Source organism: Paramesorhizobium deserti, assembly GCF_001558695.1.
GTDB classification, from domain to species: Bacteria; Pseudomonadota; Alphaproteobacteria; order Rhizobiales; family Rhizobiaceae; genus Paramesorhizobium; species Paramesorhizobium deserti.
This window is the reverse complement of the sequence record NZ_LNTU01000001.1, coordinates 1,007,522-1,024,887: the sequence shown is the minus strand read 5'-3', so window position 1 is coordinate 1,024,887 and position 17,366 is coordinate 1,007,522. Positions and strand designations below refer to the sequence as shown.

The following is a 17,366-nucleotide window of genomic DNA, read 5'->3' as shown; positions in this document are numbered from 1 at the left end:
GGACAGATGATGCCGAAAGCTCGCATCGGCGAGGAGCAACCATTGATGATTGAGAACAAGAAGAAACCAAATCCCATCGATGTTCATGTCGGAAGCCGTATCCGCTTGCGCCGCAACATGTTGGGTCTCAGTCAGGAAAAACTGGGCGAAAGCCTCGGGATCACCTTTCAGCAGATCCAGAAATACGAAAAGGGGACAAACCGTGTTGGAGCCAGCCGGCTCCAGGCCATTTCGTCGATCCTGAATGTCCCCGTATCGTTCTTTTTCGAGGACGCACCGGGCAGCACCACGCCCGGCGCCGGCAGCTTCGGCGAGGACAGCGAAGCGACCTATGTCGTCGATTTCCTCAACTCCAACGAAGGCGTGCAGTTGACCCGTTCCTTCACCAAGATCTCCGACCCCAAGGTCAGGCGCAAGATCATCGATCTCGTGAAGTCGCTAGCCGACGATAACGAGTGAGGTTGCGGCTCGGGGAGAGACAAAATTCCTCTCTTCGGCAGCTTTCCGAAACGAATCTCCATTGACGGTTCCTGCCTATATTGGCAAACACAGAATGGCCGTTCCGGCCACCGTTCTGTCTGCGGAATGTTTTCGCAGGAACTTTCAAGAGGGGTTTCCCGTGCTACGCAGTTCCTATCTCTTTACTAGCGAATCGGTATCCGAAGGTCATCCGGACAAGGTTTGCGACCGCATTTCCGATGAAATCGTGGACATGATCTACAAGGAGGCGCGTAAAGTCGGCGTCGATCCATGGTCGGTCCGTATCGCCTGTGAAACGCTTGCCACCACCAACCGTGTCGTCATCGCCGGTGAGGTGCGCGTTCCCGAGACGCTTTTGAAGAAAGACAAGAACGGCGAAGTATTGAAGGATGCCAAGGGCAATCCGGTGATCAATCCTTCCCGCTTCCGTTCCGCCGCCCGCCGCGCCATTCGCGACATCGGCTATGAGCAGGACGGTTTCCACTGGAAGACGGCCAAGATCGACGTACTCCTGCATTCGCAGTCCGCCGATATCGCGCAAGGCGTCGACAACGCCGCCGACCGGCAGGGTGAAGAGGGCGCGGGTGATCAGGGCATCATGTTCGGCTATGCCTGCCGCGAGACGCCGGATTTGATGCCGGCGCCGATCTATTATTCCCACAAGATCCTGGAACTGCTCGCCGCCGCCCGCCACAAGGGCGAGGGCGATGTCGGCAAGCTCGGGCCCGACGCCAAGAGCCAGGTGACCGTGCGCTATGTCGACGGCAAGGCCGCCGAGGTGACGCAGATCGTGCTTTCCACCCAGCATCTCGACCCCTCCTGGGATTCGAAGAAGGTGCGCGAGGTCGTCGAGCCCTATATCCGTGAGGCGCTGGGCGATCTTCCCATTGCTCACAACTGCAATTGGTACATCAACCCGACCGGCAAGTTCGTCATCGGCGGGCCGGATGGTGATGCGGGCCTGACCGGGCGCAAGATTATCGTGGATACCTATGGCGGCGCGGCCCCGCATGGCGGCGGCGCGTTCTCCGGCAAGGATACCACCAAGGTGGACCGCTCGGCCGCCTATGCCGCGCGCTATCTGGCCAAGAATGTGGTTGCCGCCGGTCTTGCCGACCGCTGCACCATCCAGCTTTCCTATGCCATCGGTGTTGCGCAGCCTTTGTCGGTCTATGTCGATCTGCATGGCACCGGCAGCGTGCCGGAAGCGATGGTGGAGGGCGCGCTCCGCGAGGTCATGGATCTTTCGCCAACCGGTATCCGCAGGCATCTCGACCTGAACAGGCCGATCTATGCCAGAACCTCGTCCTACGGCCATTTCGGCCGCAAGCCGGGCCGCGACGGTTCCTTCTCCTGGGAAAGGACCGACCTGGTCAAGGCGCTCAGGGCAGCGGTCGCGATAGCGGCCTGAAGCAGATCATGACGGATGAACACCGCCGCAAGCGCGCGACCGAAGGTTTTTTCGGTCGCCGTCACGGCAAGCCTTTGCGACCGTCGCAGCGCGCGACCCGTGAAGATCTTCTGCCGCAACTGCGGCTCGATCTGACGTCGCCTGCGCCGGCTGATTTGCGCCGGCTCTTCGACATTCCGATCGAAGGCGTGCGGCTCGAGATCGGCTTCGGTGGCGGGGAGCATCTGCTTTATGAGGCGCGTCGCTTCCCGAACATGGGCTTCATAGGGGTCGAGCCGTTCGTCAACGGCATGGCCAAGCTGCTCGCTGCGGTGAAGCTTGAGCCGCTCTCCAGCTTGCGCGTTTACGATGAGGATGCGACGCAGGTTCTCGACTGGCTGCCGCCGGCCTCGCTCGGCGGCATCGATCTCTTCTATCCCGATCCCTGGCCCAAGAAGCGCCACTGGAAACGTCGTTTCGTCAGCGATAAGAACCTTGATCGCTTCGCCCGTGTCCTGAAGCCGGGCGGTCGCTTTCGCTTCGCCTCGGATATCGAGTCCTATATCAACTGGACGCTCCTGCATTGCCGCAGGCACGAGGCTTTCGAGTGGCAGGCATCTTCACCCGCCGATTGGCACACGCCCTATGAGGGCTGGCCCGGCACCCGTTATGAGGCAAAGGCGATCCGCGAGGGACGCCGCGCAGCCTATCTGACGTTTATCCGTCTTTAGAGCGGTTCCGATTTCGACAAGGCAGGGAACCGCTCCATCTACCGTATTTGTGCGATGCCGGATGATCCCATCCGGCTGCAAAATGCTTTAGCGCAGACGGATCTTGCGGAACTCCACCGGGTCGATGCCGAGGATTTCCAGATCGCTGGCGTTCGGCTGGCGGCCTTCGCGGGTCGCCGAGGCAACGGCGATGGAGCTGCCGAAAATGGTGAGGAACCGGCCGATCCGGGCGGGCACTTGCTTGTAGCTCATGGTTTTAATCCTTGTTGCCTATGTGTTATGGTGCGTTGCAACATAAATAGCCCTTTTGAGGTGGGAGTTGCAGGGCCAGTTGTGGCAGGGCTGCTATGCGCGGAACGCAAGGACACTCACCATTTTTCGACCTGTCATCGGTCGGATTTCAGCGAAGTCCGGCAAAGCGCCACCCGAGGGCGTCTTCTTCCCGTGCCGCCCTTGAAAAACGTCGCTTCATCGGGTATATAAAAGTCAAATTCTTGGTCGTTAGAACAAGAGTGGGTCCGACCGGTCCCGCTCTTTTTTGTTACCTGACGGCCGGTTAAGCCAAAAAGGAATGGGTCCGGGTGACGGAAAAAGCTGCAAAGCTTCATGAAAACGAGCTCCAGGAAAATGGAGCGCCTGCTGGTGACGAGCGGATCATCCGCGAAACCGGTATCGATGCGCGCGTAGCAAACATTATCGAGCCGGTGCTGGAGGCGCTGGGCTTTCGCCTGGTGCGGGTCCGGCTCTCCGGCCTCAACGGCCTGACGCTGCAGATCATGGCCGAGCGCTTCGACGGCACGATGACGGTGGAGGATTGCGAGCTCGTCAGCCGCACGGTCTCGCCGGTTCTCGACGTCGAGGACCCGATCGACCGCAAATATCATCTGGAGGTTTCCTCGCCCGGCATCGACCGGCCGCTGGTCCGCAAGTCGGATTTCGCCGACTGGCAGGGCCATATCGCCAAGGTCGAGACTTCGCTCATCCATAATGGCCGCAAGAAATTCCGTGGCCGCATTACCGCGGTCGATGCGGAGAGCGTGACCATCGAGAGCGATCAGGCGAGCTATGGCGGTGATCCCGTCGTGCAAATCCCGTTCGATCTGGTTGCCGATGCGCGGCTGATCCTGACCGACGATCTGATCCGCGATGCGCTGCGCAAGGACAAGGCGCTGCGCGAGGGCCGTATCCCTGATGACGACGCGGGCTCGCTGGAAGAGCAGGTGGAAGACGAAAGCGGCGCGGGCGGAAACGACGCAGACAGGAATCGATCTTAACGATTTTAAGCGCCCGGCGATGAGGAAAATCGCGGGCGCGACACCAATGAGCAAATCCAGGAAAGTGTGAAGCGGTTTTCCGCCCGGATTTGCGACAAAAGGAGAGAACAATGGCAGTCAGTGCAAACAGGCTAGAGCTTCTGCAGATCGCCGATGCGGTCGCGCGCGAGAAGTCGATCGACCGCGAAATCGTCATCGCGGCGATGGCCGACGCCATCCAGAAGGCGGCGCGCTCACGCTACGGACAGGAAACCAACATCCGCGCAGACATCAACGCCAAGACCGGCGAGATCAAGCTGCAGCGTCTTCTCGAAGTCGTGGAGACGGTCGAGGATTACGCCACGCAGGTGTCGCTTGATGTGGCCCGCGAGCGCAATCCCGATGCGCAGATCGGCGATTTCATCGCCGACCAGCTGCCGCCGATGGATTTTGGCCGGATCGCCGCCCAGTCGGCCAAGCAGGTCATCGTGCAGAAGGTGCGCGAGGCCGAGCGCGACCGGCAGTATGACGAATACAAGGATCGCGTCGGCGAAATCATCAATGGCACCGTCAAGCGCGTCGAATACGGTAACGTCATCGTCGATCTCGGCCGTGGCGAGGCCATCGTCCGCCGTGACGAACTGATCCCGCGCGAAACCTTCCGCTATGGCGATCGCATCCGCGCCTATGTCTATGATGTGCGCCGCGAGCAGCGTGGACCGCAGATCTTCCTGTCGCGCACCCATCCGCAGTTCATGGCGAAGCTCTTCACCATGGAAGTGCCCGAGATCTATGACGGCATCATCGAGATCAAGTCGGTGGCCCGCGATCCGGGCTCGCGCGCCAAGATCGCCGTCATCTCGCGCGATGCCTCCATCGATCCCGTCGGCGCCTGCGTTGGTATGCGCGGCTCACGCGTTCAGGCGGTGGTCGCCGAACTGCAGGGCGAAAAGATCGACATTATTCCGTGGTCCCCCGATGCGGCTTCCTTCATCGTCAACGCCCTTCAGCCGGCCGAAGTGGCCAAGGTCGTGCTCGATGAAGACGCGGAACGTATTGAAGTTGTCGTCCCGGATGACCAACTATCTCTTGCGATTGGCCGCCGCGGGCAGAATGTCCGCCTGGCATCGCAGCTCACCGGCTGGGACATCGACATTCTGACGGAGCAGGAGGAATCCGAACGCCGCCAGAAGGAATTCGTCGAGCGTTCGAACCTCTTCATGGATGCCCTCAATGTCGATGAGATGGTCGGCCAGGTACTGGCATCGGAAGGCTTCGCCTCGGTCGAGGAAATCGCCTTTGTCGAATCCGATGAGATTGCATCCATCGACGGTTTCGACGAAGATACGGCAAGCGAAATCCAGGAGCGTGCCAGGGAATATCTCGATCGTATCGAGGGCGAGCGCGATGAGCGCCGCAAGGAACTCGGCGTTTCGGACGAACTGCGCGAACTGCCGGGGATGACCACCGCAATGCTGGTGGCGCTCGGCGAGGATGGCGTGAAAACCGTCGAGGATTTCGCAGGCTATGCCGTCGACGATCTGGTCGGCTGGCGCGAGCGTAAGGAAGGCGAGACGGTCAACCATCCCGGCGTACTGACGCCCTTCGAGGTTTCGCGCGCCGACGCGGAGCAGATGGTTCTTGCCGCGCGCCTGCAATGCGGCTGGATCACGGAAGAGGATCTGGCGAAGGACGAAGAGGAAGCCGCTGAGGAAATGGCAGGCGAGCCGGCCGCGGAGTAAAGCCGCCTTGGCGCTCCGGAGATCGGTTGGGGCGCCAAGCGGATGGAGTTGGTATGGTGCGCTGAAGGCGGGAGTGCCGCGTGGGACCGGAGATGAACGATAGGACCTGTATCGTCACGCGCGAAAGCGGTCCCGCCGAAGACATGATCCGGTTCGTGGCCGGGCCTGATGGCTCCGTCGTCCCGGATTTGAAGCGCAACCTTCCCGGTCGCGGCTGCTGGGTCAAGGCGGAGCGGCGCCATGTGGATGAAGCGGCGCGCCGCAAGCTGTTCCCCCGCGCTCTGAAGGAGAGCGTGACCGCGCCTGACGATCTGGGCGCGCTGGTGGACCGGCTTTTGATGAAGTCCGCGCTCGGCAGCCTGGCGCTGGCGCGCAAATCGGGTGTCGTGGTGACGGGTTCGGCCAAGGTCGACGCCGCCATACGCAGCGGCAAGGCGGTCATGGTTCTGCATGTGCAGGAGGCCGCCGCCGATGGCGTCAGAAAGCTCGATCAAGCCCGTCGCGCGCTTGTATATGCCGGCGGACCTGATATCCCCGCCCTGTCTCTTTTTACGGGAGACGAAATGGATTTGGCATTCGGGGGCGGAAATGTGATACATGCTGCCGTGCTTGAAGGAATGGCGGCGAACGGGTTCGTCACGCGGGCGCATCTGCTGCATCATTTTCGCGGCGGAAGCGCAACGAATTCGGACAGATATGCGGCTGATGCCGCGAAGGAAACGGAAACGGAATGAGCGATAGCAAATCGACCGACGACAAGACGCTGAGCGTCAATACGAAAAAGACGTTGACCCTGAAGCGGCCCGGCGTCGAGCAGAGCACCGTGCGGCAGAATTTCAGCCACGGGCGCACGAAGTCCGTTGTCGTTGAAACGAAGAAGCGCAAGTTTTCTCGGCCCGACGAAAAGCCGGAGACGCCGGCGGCTGCTGCGCCCGTGGCCCAGCCTGTGACGAAGCCGCATGTGGCGCCGCAGCCGACACCGCGCACCGAAACCCCGCCTCCGCCGCGTCCCACCCCCGCGGACCGGTCAGGCATGGTGCTGAACACCCTGTCGCGTTCGGAGATCGAGGCGCGCCGCCGCGCGCTCGAGGGCGCGAAGGTGCGCGATGCCGAGGAACGTGCGCGTGCTGCCGAGGAAGCGAAGCGCCGTGCCGAGGAAGAAGAACGCCGCGCCAAGGAGCGTGAGGAATCCGCCCGCCGTCAGGCCGAGGAGGAAGCCCGCCTGAAGGCCGAAGCCGAAGCGCGCAAGCGCGCCGAGGAGGAAGCCCGCAAGCGGTCGCCGGAGCAGGCTCCCGCACAGGATGCCGTCGCACTCAAGCCGGCCGCGCCCGTGCGCAAAGGGCCTCTGGTCGCCGATGAGGAAGAAGAGCGTCGTGGGCCCGCTGGTGTCCGCCGTGGCGTCCCGGCCAAGCCGGAAGTGCGCACGCCCAAGGTCACCAAGTCGGATGACGACCGCCGCCGCGGCAAGCTGACGCTGACCAGCGCTCTCGATGACGACACCGCCCGCGGGCGTTCGCTGTCGGCCATGCGCCGCCGTCAGGAAAAAGCCAAGCGCGCGATGTATCAGGAAAACCGCGAGAAGATCTCGCGCGAGGTGACTGTCCCCGAGACCATCACCATCCAGGAACTGGCGCAGCGCATGACCGAGCGCTCGGTCGACGTCATCAAATATCTGATGAAGCAGGGCCAGATGATGAAGCCCGGCGACGTGATCGATGCGGATATGGCGCAGCTGATCGCCGAGGAGTTCGGCCACACCGTGCGCCGTGTTGCTGAATCCGACGTCGAGGAAGGCATCTTCAATGTCGAGGACAAGGCGGAAGCGATGAAGCCGCGTCCGCCCGTGGTTACCATCATGGGCCATGTCGATCACGGCAAGACCTCGCTGCTCGATGCCATCCGTCATGCCAATGTCGTTTCCGGCGAGGCCGGCGGCATCACCCAGCATATCGGCGCTTATCAGGTCGAGCAGAACGGCCAGAAGATCACCTTCATCGATACGCCGGGCCACGCCGCCTTCACCGCGATGCGCGCCCGTGGCGCGCAGGCGACCGATATCGCGATCCTGGTGGTGGCTGCGGATGACAGCGTCATGCCGCAGACGATCGAATCGATCAATCACGCCAAGGCGGCGGGCGTGCCGATCATCGTTGCCATCAACAAGATCGACAAGCCGGATGCCGACCCGCAGAAAGTCCGCACCGGGCTTCTGCAGCACGAGGTTTTCGTCGAATCGATGGGCGGTGAGACGCTCGATGTCGAGGTTTCGGCCAAGACCGGCGCCGGCCTCGACAAGCTTCTGGAATCGATCCTGCTCCAGGCTGAAATCCTCGACCTGAAGGCGGATCCGGAGCGTACCGCGGAAGGCGTCGTCATCGAGGCGAAGCTTGACCGCGGCCGTGGTTCCGTCGCCACCGTTCTCGTTCAGAAGGGTACGCTGCATCCCGGCGACATCATCGTTGCCGGTAGCGAATGGGGCCGCGTGCGTGCGCTCGTCAACGATCGTGGCGAGAACGTCAAGGAAGCCGGGCCAGCGATGCCGGTCGAGATTCTGGGCCTTCAGGGGCCGCCGCAGGCAGGCGACCGCATCGCGGTGGTTGAGAACGAGGCCCGTGCCCGCGAGATCTCCGAGTATCGCCAGCGTCTGGCCCGTGAGAAGGCTGTCGCAAGGCAGGCCGGTTCGCGCGGCTCGCTCGAGCAGATGATGAACCAGCTGCAGGTGAGCGGCGTGAAGGAATTCCCGCTGGTCATCAAGGGCGACGTGCAGGGTTCGATCGAAGCCATTGCCGGCGCGCTGGACAAGCTCGGCACCGACGAGGTGCGGGCACGCATCGTGCATTCCGGTGCCGGTGGTATTACCGAGAGCGACGTGTCGCTGGCGGAAGCCTCCAACGCTGCGATCATCGGCTTCAACGTGCGCGCCAACAAGCAGGCGCGTGACGCGGCCGAACAGCAGGGCACCGAAATCCGCTATTACAACATCATCTACGATCTGGTGGACGATGTGAAAGCGGCAATGTCGGGCCTGCTCTCGCCGGAGCGCCGCGAAACCTTCCTCGGCAATGCGGAGATCCTCGAGGTCTTCAATATCACCAAGGTCGGCAAGGTCGCGGGCTGCCGCGTCACCGAAGGCAAGGTCGAGCGTGGTGCGGGCGTCCGCCTCATCCGCGACAACGTCGTCATCCACGAAGGCAAGCTCAAGACGCTCAAGCGCTTCAAGGACGAAGTCGCCGAAGTGCCGGCGGGCCAGGAATGCGGCATGGCGTTCGAGAACTACGACGATATCCGCGCTGGCGATATCATCGAGGCCTTCCGCGTCGAGCACGTCACGCGTACGCTCTGACACCGACCGCCTGCTGGCTGGCTGCTGATTTCCGGACCACTGAGGTCCCGGTCGCGACGGCACGCCGGCAATGACATGATGGACGCGTCTGCCGGTCTGATCCCGGCAGACGCGGTTTCCTGGGATTATCGCCTATGTCTCGTTCTTCTTCTTCCGGCCTCTCGCAGCGCCAGCTCCGCGTCGGCGAGCAGGTCCGCCACGTTCTGAGCAATGTTCTTCAGCGTGGCGAGGTCAGCGACCCTGTTCTGGAATACAGCGTGCTTTCTGTCTCCGAAGTGCGCATGTCGCCGGACCTCAAGATAGCCACCTGCTTCGTCACGCCGATTGGTGCGATCGACAGCGATGCCGTCATCAAGGCGCTGAACGCGCACGCGAAATTCCTTCGCGGCCGCATCGCGCCGCAATTGCGGCAGATGAAATACATGCCGGAGTTCCGTTTCCGGCTGGATACCAGTTTCGATAATTTCTCCAAGATCGACGCGCTGCTGCGCTCGCCGGAAGTCGCCCGCGACCTGCCCCATCCCCACGACGATGAGGATGATGGCGATGGTGATGGCGGCACGGATGGTGGAGACGGCGGGAGCGATTGAGAATGGCAAGACGCGGTAAGAAAAAAGGCCGGCCGATTTCCGGCTGGGTGGTGTTCGACAAGCCGAAAGGCATGGGCTCGACCGAGGCGGTCTCCAAGATCAAATGGCTGTTCAATGCCGAGAAGGCGGGACATGCGGGCACGCTCGATCCGCTTGCCTCCGGCATGCTGCCGATTGCGCTCGGCGAGGCAACCAAGACGGTGCCTTACGTCATGGACGGCGCCAAGGTCTATCGTTTCACCGTCGCCTGGGGCGAGGAGCGCTCCACCGATGATCTCGAGGGCGGCGTGACGCAGAGCTCTTCCAGGCGACCCGCGAAGGACGATATTCTGGCGTTGCTGCCGCGCTATACCGGCATCATTCAGCAGATCCCGCCGCAGTTCTCCGCTATCAAGATCGGCGGCGAACGCGCCTATGATCTGGCGCGCGAGGGCGAGAGCGTCGAAATCCCGGCGCGCGAGGTCGAGATCGGCCGGCTCGATCTGGTGGAGACGCCTGATGATACCCATGCAATCTTCGAGGTCGAATGCGGCAAGGGCACCTATGTGCGTTCGCTCGCCCGCGATATGGGCCGTGATCTCGGCTGCTATGGCCATATAGCCGATCTGCGCCGTGTTGAGGTCGCCCCCTTCACGCCGGAAGACCTGGTCACGCTGGAAGAGCTTGAGGCAGCCTGGCCGCCGCTCCCTCCAAAACAGACTACGGAAGAGGGCGAGAACGTCGTGATGCCGGTTCGCGATTTCGGCGCTCTCGACGCGCTGGTGATCGATACCGGGGCTGCGCTCGATTGCATGCCGCAGGTGGCGCTTTCCGACGAGCAGGCTCACCGCATCCGCATGGGCAATCCGGTGATCCTGCGCGGCCGCGATGCGCCGGTCGAGGCGGACGAGGCCTGTGTGACGACCCGTGGCCGGCTTCTTGCCATCGGCTATGTCGAGCAGGGCCAGTTCAAGCCGAAACGCGTCTTTACGGGTGGATAAGGGAGTAGGGGAGTAAGGGAATAAGTTATGAGCAAACATATTCCCGTACTCCCCCATTCCCCTGCTCCCTTTCGGGCAGAGCGGCCGGCCCAATGGGCCTATCGTTAGAAATAACTGGTGTTATCGTGCCTTTTGCACTATATGCGCCGCATCGATGGGGTTTTCCCTCTCGTATTGAACCGGCCCCTGCTGGACGACATCCCGGCCGTGGGCGACTTTTTCTCCTCTCATAAGGAAGGATTTGCGATGTCGATTACTGCTGAACGCAAACAGGCCCTCATCACGGAATACGGCACGAAAGCGGGCGACACCGGCTCTCCGGAAGTCCAGGTCGCCGTTCTCTCCGAGCGTATTTCCAACCTGACCGAGCACTTCAAGGACCACAAGAAGGACAATCACTCCCGTCGTGGTCTTTTGAAGCTCGTCTCGCAGCGCCGCCGTCTCCTTGACTATCTCAAGGGCGTGGACGAAGGCCGCTACAAGACGCTGATCGGCAAGCTGGGCCTGCGTCGCTAAGCATTTTCTCGGCGGGCGTCCATGACGCCCGCCGAATTCCATCCGGGTTCGATATGCCCGGATTTGTGAAGAATTGGAGCGGGTCATATTCCGTTAAAGCCGGAACCGCTCCTGAAAGGCCTCCGCTCAATTGCGCGGAAGCCTGCCATGGACCTGTCATGGGGCAGGATTGCAAAGAGCTTGGCCTGTATGGCCTCATTTACCCAAGCTTTCTGCTGTCTTGCCCATGGCCTGTCCGCTAACGAAGCAGGGAAGGTGAGGCGCAGGGATGCGCGGCTTTCCCAAATGCCAGGGACTAGATATGTTCAACACCCATAAAGTCGAAATCGAATGGGGCGGTCGTCCGCTCATTCTCGAAACCGGCAAGATCGCCCGTCAGGCCGACGGCGCTGTGCTTGCCACCTATGGCGAAACCGTCGTTCTCGCCACCGTCGTCTCCGCCAAGGAGCCGAAGCCGGGCCAGGATTTCTTCCCGCTCACCGTCAATTATCAGGAAAAGACCTATGCGGCCGGCCGCATCCCGGGTGGCTATTTCAAGCGCGAGGGCCGTCCGAGCGAAAAGGAAACGCTGGTTTCCCGCCTGATCGACCGTCCGATCCGTCCGCTCTTCGCCGATGGCTACAAGAACGACACGCAGGTCATCGTCACGGTCATGCAGCATGACCTCGAGAATGATCCCGACGTCGTCTCGATCGTCGCCGCTTCCGCAGCGCTGACGCTTTCCGGCGTTCCCTTCATGGGCCCGATCGGTGGCGCCCGCGTCGGCTACATCAACGGCCAGTATGTGCTGAACCCGCATATCGACGAAATGCCTGAATCCAAGCTCGATCTCGTCGTCGCCGGCACCTCGGAAGCCGTGCTGATGGTGGAATCGGAAGCCCAGGAACTCCCTGAAGATGTGATGCTCGGCGCCGTCGTGTTCGGCCAGCAGGCGTTCCAGCCGGTGATCGACGCGATCATCCAGCTTGCCGAAGTGGCCGCCAAGGAGCCGCGCGACTTCCAGCCGGAAGACCTCTCGGCCGTCGAAGCCGAAATGCTCGCCTTCATCGAGAGCGATCTGCGCGAGGCCTACAAGATCACCGACAAGCAGGCGCGCTATGCCGCTGTCGATGCCGCCAAGGCCAAGGTCAAGGCGCACTTCCTGCCCGAGGGCGCGGAAGAAACCAAATACACCGCGGAGCAGATCGCGACCGTGTTCAAGTCGCTGCAGGCCAAGATCGTGCGCTGGAACATCCTTGACACCGGCACCCGCATCGATGGCCGCGACCTGAAGACCGTCCGTCCGATCGTCGCCGAAGCCGGCATCCTGCCGCGCACCCACGGTTCGGCCCTCTTCACCCGCGGCGAGACCCAGGCGATCGTCGTCGCCACGCTCGGCACCGGCGAGGACGAGCAGTTCGTTGACGCGCTGACCGGCATGTACAAGGAAACCTTCCTTCTGCATTACAATTTCCCGCCCTTCTCCGTTGGTGAGACGGGCCGCATGGGCTCGCCCGGTCGCCGCGAGATCGGCCACGGCAAGCTCGCCTGGCGCGCCATCCATCCGATGCTGCCCGCCAAGGAGCAGTTCCCCTACACGATCCGCGCCGTCTCCGAGATCACCGAGTCGAACGGCTCGTCCTCGATGGCGACTGTCTGCGGCACCTCGCTGGCGCTGATGGATGCCGGCGTGCCGCTGGCGCGTCCGGTGGCAGGTATCGCCATGGGCCTCATCAAGGAAGACGAACGCTTCGCCGTCCTTTCGGACATTCTCGGCGATGAGGATCATCTCGGCGATATGGACTTCAAGGTCGCCGGCACGGAAAACGGCATCACCTCGCTGCAGATGGACATCAAGATCGCCGGCATCACCGAAGAGATCATGAAAGTGGCGCTGGAGCAGGCCAAGGGTGGCCGCAGCCACATCCTCGGCGAAATGTCGAAGGCGCTCTCCAGCGCCCGCGCCGAGCTCGGCGAATTCGCTCCGCGCATCGAGGTGATGAACATCCCGACCGACAAGATCCGCGACGTGATCGGTTCCGGCGGCAAGGTCATCCGCGAGATCGTCGAGAAGACCGGCGCCAAGATCAACATCGAGGATGACGGCACGGTCAAGATCGCCTCGTCCAACGCCAAGGAGATCGAGGCGGCGCGCAAGTGGATTCATTCCATCGTTGCCGAGCCGGAAGTCGGCGAAATCTACGAAGGCACGGTCGTCAAAACAGCCGATTTCGGCGCTTTCGTCAATTTCTTCGGTCCGCGCGACGGCCTTGTCCACATCTCGCAGCTCGCTCAGGACCGCGTTGCCAAAACCTCCGACGTGGTCAAGGAAGGCCAGAAGGTCTGGGTCAAGCTGATGGGCTTCGACGAGCGCGGCAAGGTTCGCCTGTCGATGAAGGTCGTCGACCAGGAGACCGGCAAGGAAATCGTCCAGGAAAAGAAGAAGTCCGAAGACGCGGAAGCCGACGCGGATTGATCTCCAGCTTGACGAACAGGAAAAGCGCGCCTCCGGGCGCGCTTTTTTATTTGACCATGATTCCGCTCCTCGGAAAGATACGATAGAGGACATTTCCATGGCTTCCGCGGCACAACAAACGCTCTTCTTGCCCTTTGAAAACGGCATATTGCCGCCGCCGAGCGATGCCGAGAGTTTCGTTGCCTTTGGTATCGAGGCGAATACGGCGCTGGATGAGGCGTGGAAAAAGGCGCTCACAATCGTCCAGCCGTTCCGCCCGGATTATCACAAGCTGGAGCGGGCAGGGTTCCATGTCGTGCCCCGGGTAGAAGGCAATGGCCGTTTCGATGCCGGGATGCTGCTGCTTGGCAAGCATCGCGGCCGCAACGAGCAATGGTTTGCCGATAGCCTTCAGCGCGTCGCGCCTGACGGCGCGATCGTTGTCTGCGGTGAAAAGAAACTCGGTATCGACAGTTTCCGCAAATGGGCAGGAAAAATCGTGGAACTGGAAGACCGGCTTTCCAAGAACCATGCCGTCGTCTTCTGGATGAAACGGCCAGCCGAACTCTCCGATGAGACGATCAGTGCTCTCCGCCCAGCCGCAAAACGCGTCGACGGCAGGTTCGATACCGCTCCGGGCATGTTTTCGCATGGCGAAATCGACAAGGGATCGGCGCTGCTCGCCCACCATCTGGAAGGCCGCTTGAGCGGCGCTGTGGCGGATTTCGGCGCCGGCTGGGGCTATCTCTCGGCGGAATGCCTGAAATATCCCGAAAAGTTCAGCAAAATCGATCTCTATGAGGCGGATTTCGAGGCGCTGGAGGCCGCGCGCGGCAATCTTTCCGGTCTTGCGGGCGACATTCCACTTTCTTTCCATTGGCATGATCTGGTGAGCGAGCCGGTGGCGGAAATCTATGACACAGTGGTAATGAACCCGCCTTTCCATGAAGGCCGTGCGGCGGATGTCTCGCTTGGACAGGCTTTCATCGCTGCCGCCGCTCGCCGGCTCAAGCCTGGCGGCAGGCTGCTCCTCGTCGCCAATCGCCAATTACCCTATGAGGCGACGCTGAAACCGCTCTTCCGATTGGTCGAGATTTTGGAGGAGGGGCAGGGTTTCAAGGTAATTGAAGCGAGAAGATAGACGCCTAGCTCTTCGGCTTGTCCTTGAGCATATTCCAGGAATTCTGCTGGGCAAGCATCGCGCGCAGATATTGGATATTGGCCTCGGCCTGCTGCGGCGAGAGCTCGCGGCGGGCGATCGTCTCCGCTTCCTGGAAACGGCCCTGCAGGCCGACCACCAACGCCAAATTCTGCCGGACGCGGCTGTCTGCTCCGGGAGCGGCGGCGGCATTGCGCATATGGGTTTCGGCGGTCTTCAGATCGCCTGCGAGCATATAGGATATGCCAAGATTGGACAGCACCGACGGCTCGCCCGGCTGGATTTCGAGGGCGCGGCGATAGAGCGTGCGCGCCGGCTCCGTATCGCCCATCTGGTCGAGGATGGCCCCCTCGGCCGAGAGCAGCTTCCAATCGGGATAGGCCGGCGTCTGTGCCCGCCGCACCGCGTCGAGTGCGGCCTCGAACTGTCCGGCGCTGGCCAGCGACTTGCCGTAGGCGGCGAGCACCTGGCGGTCCTGCGGATAGGCGATCGCCAGCGCGCGCATCACCGCGAGCGCCTGATCGCTGCGCCCGGTCATTGCCAGCACATTGGCATAGGCGAGGGCCAGCGGCTTATCCCTTGGGTTTTTCTGGTATTGCAGGCCATAGCTTCGCACGGCCTGCGCCAGTTCCAGATTGTTCATCTGCTCAACAGGTCGGGCAGGAGAGCGGGCGATCGACCCGGTTGTCGTGCGGCCCGTCGTGGCGCAACCGGCAATGCCTGCCGACAGCATGATCGCCGTCATTGACGATATGAAACGGCCTCCGCCGCAGACGCCCCGCATGAATGCCATGTCCCGCTCCAGAAAACCGGCTTCGCTACCCGATCGAAGCCGCTGCCCCACATCATTTCGTCTGAAAGAAATATTCCGTTAACCCTAACGGATGGTTAAGAATTGCTGTGCTTGAAACGCATCCATTCCCAAATTTTTGAATAGGTCCACCGCATGCCCGTCGATATTACCGCCCGAAAGACAAAGGAAAGCCGGCCGGTCTGGCTGGTGACAAGCGAAGATTTCGGCAAGTTGCCGCTGCCCGAAAATGCAGTCGCGTGGGCGCGGGCAAACGGCTTCGCAGGCCGGGCTGGGCGTATTCTCATCGTGCCCGACGGCGCGGGAGGCATAGCTGGCGCGCTGTTCGGCGTGAAAAAGGCCGACCGGGACGGACAGTCGCGGCTTCTCGCGGGCAAGCTGGCGCGCGGCCTTCCGGAAGGCGCCTGGCATATAGAGGGTGATGTCGAGGATGCCGGGCTTCTGGCGCTGGCCTTCCTCATGGGCGGCTACAGCTTCGACCGTTATCGCAGCAAGACGGAGGATGGCCGGAAGGTTCTCGTCCTGCCCGAGGGTGTCGAGGAAGCTGAAACGCGGCGCATCTTTGCCGGCGTGGCGCTCGCCCGCGATCTAATCAACACGCCCGCCAACGATATGGGGCCGGATAGGCTGGAGGGGGAGGCGCGCCGGCTGGCAAAGGCACATGAAGCGCAGATCATGATGATCACAGGAGAGCAGCTCCTGCGGCAGAACTTCCCGATGATCCATGCCGTCGGCCGCGCGGGGGCGGAAGCGCCGCGCCTTATCGACATCACCTGGGGGAACGAGAGCCATCCGAAGGTTACGCTCGTCGGCAAGGGCGTGTGTTTCGATACGGGCGGCCTCGACATCAAGCCGGCGAGCGGCATGCTGTTGATGAAGAAGGATATGGGCGGCGCGGCCAATGTGCTGGGTCTCGCCCATATGATCATGGATGCAAAATTGCCCGTCCGGCTCAGGGTGCTCATCCCTGCCGTTGAGAACGCCATTGCCGGCAATGCCTTCCGCCCCGGCGATATCCTGAAAAGCCGTAAGGGTATCACCGTGGAAATCGGCAATACCGATGCCGAGGGACGGCTGGTGCTTGCCGATGCGCTGGCGCTCGCCGACGAGGAGGCGCCTGATCTGCTGATCGACATGGCGACGCTGACCGGCGCCGCGCGTGTGGCATTGGGTCCCGATTTGCCGCCTTTCTACACCGATGATGACAGCTTTGCCGTGGAGGTGGCGGGCGCCGCCGGTGCGGTTGCCGACCCCGTCTGGCGCATGCCGCTCTGGGGGCCTTATGAGAAGAAGCTCTTCTCGCGTGTCGCCGACATCAACAATGTCACGACGGACAGCTTCGCCGGGTCGGTAACGGCGGCGCTCTTCCTCAGGCGCTTCGTCGAGAAGGCGCGCATCTGGAGCCATTTCGATATCTTTGGCTGGACGCCCTTGGAAAAGCCCGCAGCACCCGTCGGTGGCGAGGCGCAGGCGATACGCGCTCTTTACCATCTCATGAAACAGCGCTTCCCCACCGTCTGAATCGCTTGCGCAAACGGGGCAAAGCCGGTTGAATGATACGGAACCGAAACGATATGGGTCCGTATGCCCGTCGAACTCAAGCCGCTGCAGGCGCTCACGCTTTTGAAGAATGTCGCTCTCGCCGAAGTGCGCGACGAGATGCCAGACCTCACATGGCGGCAGATGGCTATATTGCTGACGATCTATCTGGAGCCGCCGCCGCACACGGTGCGCGGCCTGGCGGCGAAGCTCGGTGTCACCAAGCCGGTGATCACCCGCGCGCTCGACACGATGGGGGCGATGGAGCTCGTTTCGCGCCATCGTGACGAAAAAGACCGGCGAAACGTGCTAATAAAGCGAACAGTAAACGGTGCGCTCTACGTTGAGCGGCTGGGCGATGTCGTGATCGCCAAATCCAGGGAACTGCCATTATGACC

Annotated in this window: 16 protein-coding genes; 14 read left to right on the top strand and 2 right to left on the bottom strand. The window is 61.9% G+C overall.

Going from position 1 to position 17,366, the window contains the following annotated elements; all coding sequences use genetic code 11:
- The first annotated feature begins 45 nt into the window (after positions 1-45).
- From ATN84_RS04805 to trmB, 3 genes are all read left to right on the top strand, one after another.
- On the top strand, positions 46-459 hold the full coding sequence (locus tag ATN84_RS04805; RefSeq protein ID WP_068880897.1) for a helix-turn-helix domain-containing protein: 414 nt from the start codon (positions 46-48) through the stop codon (positions 457-459).
- A 160-nt stretch (positions 460-619) separates the two neighbouring features.
- Positions 620-1,891 carry a methionine adenosyltransferase gene (gene metK, locus ATN84_RS04800; RefSeq protein ID WP_068880896.1) on the top strand — a complete coding sequence of 424 codons (1,272 nt, stop codon included), beginning with the start codon at positions 620-622 and terminating at the stop codon, positions 1,889-1,891.
- An 8-nt stretch (positions 1,892-1,899) separates the two neighbouring features.
- Positions 1,900-2,601 carry a tRNA (guanine(46)-N(7))-methyltransferase TrmB gene (gene trmB, locus ATN84_RS04795; protein ID WP_068880327.1) on the top strand — a complete coding sequence of 234 codons (702 nt, stop codon included), beginning with the start codon at positions 1,900-1,902 and terminating at the stop codon, positions 2,599-2,601.
- Between the two features lie 87 nt (positions 2,602-2,688).
- Here trmB and ATN84_RS27410 read toward each other — a convergent pair whose 3' ends face one another.
- The gene (locus ATN84_RS27410; protein WP_201026310.1) at positions 2,689-2,853 is read right to left on the bottom strand and encodes a hypothetical protein; all 165 of its coding nucleotides are present in this window, start codon (positions 2,851-2,853) and stop codon (positions 2,689-2,691) included.
- Between the two features lie 329 nt (positions 2,854-3,182).
- On the opposite strand from ATN84_RS27410, the gene rimP reads away from it, so the two are divergent.
- The 9 genes from rimP to ATN84_RS04750 all read left to right on the top strand — a co-directional run bounded on the left by rimP (position 3,183) and on the right by ATN84_RS04750 (position 14,600).
- Complete coding sequence (gene rimP, locus ATN84_RS04790) at positions 3,183-3,875, top strand: ribosome maturation factor RimP (protein WP_082766092.1); 693 nt, start codon at positions 3,183-3,185, stop codon at positions 3,873-3,875.
- A gap of 110 nt (positions 3,876-3,985) precedes the next feature.
- Complete coding sequence (gene nusA / locus ATN84_RS04785) at positions 3,986-5,596, top strand: transcription termination factor NusA (RefSeq protein ID WP_068880326.1); 1,611 nt, start codon at positions 3,986-3,988, stop codon at positions 5,594-5,596.
- Between the two features lie 92 nt (positions 5,597-5,688).
- Positions 5,689-6,330 carry an RNA-binding protein gene (locus ATN84_RS04780; RefSeq protein ID WP_068880325.1) on the top strand — a complete coding sequence of 214 codons (642 nt, stop codon included), beginning with the start codon at positions 5,689-5,691 and terminating at the stop codon, positions 6,328-6,330.
- A complete protein-coding gene (infB, locus tag ATN84_RS04775; protein WP_068880324.1) occupies positions 6,327-8,939 on the top strand; it encodes a translation initiation factor IF-2 in 2,613 nt (870 codons plus the stop codon). Before ATN84_RS04780 ends, infB begins: the two co-directional genes overlap by 4 nt.
- A 134-nt stretch (positions 8,940-9,073) precedes the next feature.
- Positions 9,074-9,529, top strand: coding sequence for a 30S ribosome-binding factor RbfA (gene rbfA, locus ATN84_RS04770; RefSeq protein ID WP_068880323.1), 456 nt, complete (start codon positions 9,074-9,076; stop codon positions 9,527-9,529).
- A gap of 2 nt (positions 9,530-9,531) precedes the next feature.
- Entirely contained in the window at positions 9,532-10,509 is a 978-nt protein-coding gene (gene truB, locus ATN84_RS04765; protein ID WP_068880322.1) for a tRNA pseudouridine(55) synthase TruB, read from the top strand.
- A gap of 246 nt (positions 10,510-10,755) precedes the next feature.
- Positions 10,756-11,025 carry a 30S ribosomal protein S15 gene (gene rpsO / locus ATN84_RS04760; RefSeq protein WP_068880894.1) on the top strand — a complete coding sequence of 90 codons (270 nt, stop codon included), beginning with the start codon at positions 10,756-10,758 and terminating at the stop codon, positions 11,023-11,025.
- Positions 11,026-11,326: 301 nt separating this feature from the next.
- Positions 11,327-13,480 (top strand): polyribonucleotide nucleotidyltransferase, encoded by a 2,154-nt coding sequence (gene pnp / locus ATN84_RS04755; RefSeq protein ID WP_068880893.1) that lies wholly within the window; start codon positions 11,327-11,329, stop codon positions 13,478-13,480.
- A 97-nt stretch (positions 13,481-13,577) separates the two neighbouring features.
- Entirely contained in the window at positions 13,578-14,600 is a 1,023-nt protein-coding gene (locus ATN84_RS04750) for a class I SAM-dependent methyltransferase (protein WP_068880321.1), read from the top strand.
- 4 nt (positions 14,601-14,604) lie between these two features.
- Here the strand turns inward: ATN84_RS04750 and ATN84_RS04745 are convergent, their stop codons facing one another.
- Positions 14,605-15,411: a tetratricopeptide repeat protein gene (locus ATN84_RS04745; protein ID WP_082766090.1), complete on the bottom strand. Its 807-nt coding sequence runs from the start codon at positions 15,409-15,411 to the stop codon at positions 14,605-14,607.
- A gap of 153 nt (positions 15,412-15,564) precedes the next feature.
- Here ATN84_RS04745 and ATN84_RS04740 point away from each other — a divergent pair, with 153 nt between their 5' ends.
- The gene (locus ATN84_RS04740; RefSeq protein ID WP_068880320.1) at positions 15,565-16,950 is read left to right on the top strand and encodes a leucyl aminopeptidase family protein; all 1,386 of its coding nucleotides are present in this window, start codon (positions 15,565-15,567) and stop codon (positions 16,948-16,950) included.
- Positions 16,951-17,013: 63 nt separating this feature from the next.
- Positions 17,014-17,364: a MarR family transcriptional regulator gene (locus ATN84_RS04735; RefSeq protein ID WP_068880319.1), complete on the top strand. Its 351-nt coding sequence runs from the start codon at positions 17,014-17,016 to the stop codon at positions 17,362-17,364.
- Positions 17,365-17,366: the final 2 nt, after the last annotated feature.

Coding starts and splice junctions, on each gene's coding strand:
- rbfA (WP_068880323.1), top strand. CDS start 9,074: ATGTCTCGTTCTTCTTCTTCCGGCCTCTCGCAGCGCCAGCTCCGCGTC.
- pnp (WP_068880893.1), top strand. CDS start 11,327: ATGTTCAACACCCATAAAGTCGAAATCGAATGGGGCGGTCGTCCGCTC.
- ATN84_RS04745 (WP_082766090.1), bottom strand. CDS start 15,411: ATGGCATTCATGCGGGGCGTCTGCGGCGGAGGCCGTTTCATATCGTCA.
- nusA (WP_068880326.1), top strand. CDS start 3,986: ATGGCAGTCAGTGCAAACAGGCTAGAGCTTCTGCAGATCGCCGATGCG.
- ATN84_RS27410 (WP_201026310.1), bottom strand. CDS start 2,853: ATGAGCTACAAGCAAGTGCCCGCCCGGATCGGCCGGTTCCTCACCATT.
- ATN84_RS04740 (WP_068880320.1), top strand. CDS start 15,565: ATGCCCGTCGATATTACCGCCCGAAAGACAAAGGAAAGCCGGCCGGTC.
- infB (WP_068880324.1), top strand. CDS start 6,327: ATGAGCGATAGCAAATCGACCGACGACAAGACGCTGAGCGTCAATACG.
- ATN84_RS04735 (WP_068880319.1), top strand. CDS start 17,014: ATGCCCGTCGAACTCAAGCCGCTGCAGGCGCTCACGCTTTTGAAGAAT.
- ATN84_RS04780 (WP_068880325.1), top strand. CDS start 5,689: ATGAACGATAGGACCTGTATCGTCACGCGCGAAAGCGGTCCCGCCGAA.
- rpsO (WP_068880894.1), top strand. CDS start 10,756: ATGTCGATTACTGCTGAACGCAAACAGGCCCTCATCACGGAATACGGC.
- ATN84_RS04750 (WP_068880321.1), top strand. CDS start 13,578: ATGGCTTCCGCGGCACAACAAACGCTCTTCTTGCCCTTTGAAAACGGC.
- trmB (WP_068880327.1), top strand. CDS start 1,900: ATGACGGATGAACACCGCCGCAAGCGCGCGACCGAAGGTTTTTTCGGT.
- truB (WP_068880322.1), top strand. CDS start 9,532: ATGGCAAGACGCGGTAAGAAAAAAGGCCGGCCGATTTCCGGCTGGGTG.
- ATN84_RS04805 (WP_068880897.1), top strand. CDS start 46: ATGATTGAGAACAAGAAGAAACCAAATCCCATCGATGTTCATGTCGGA.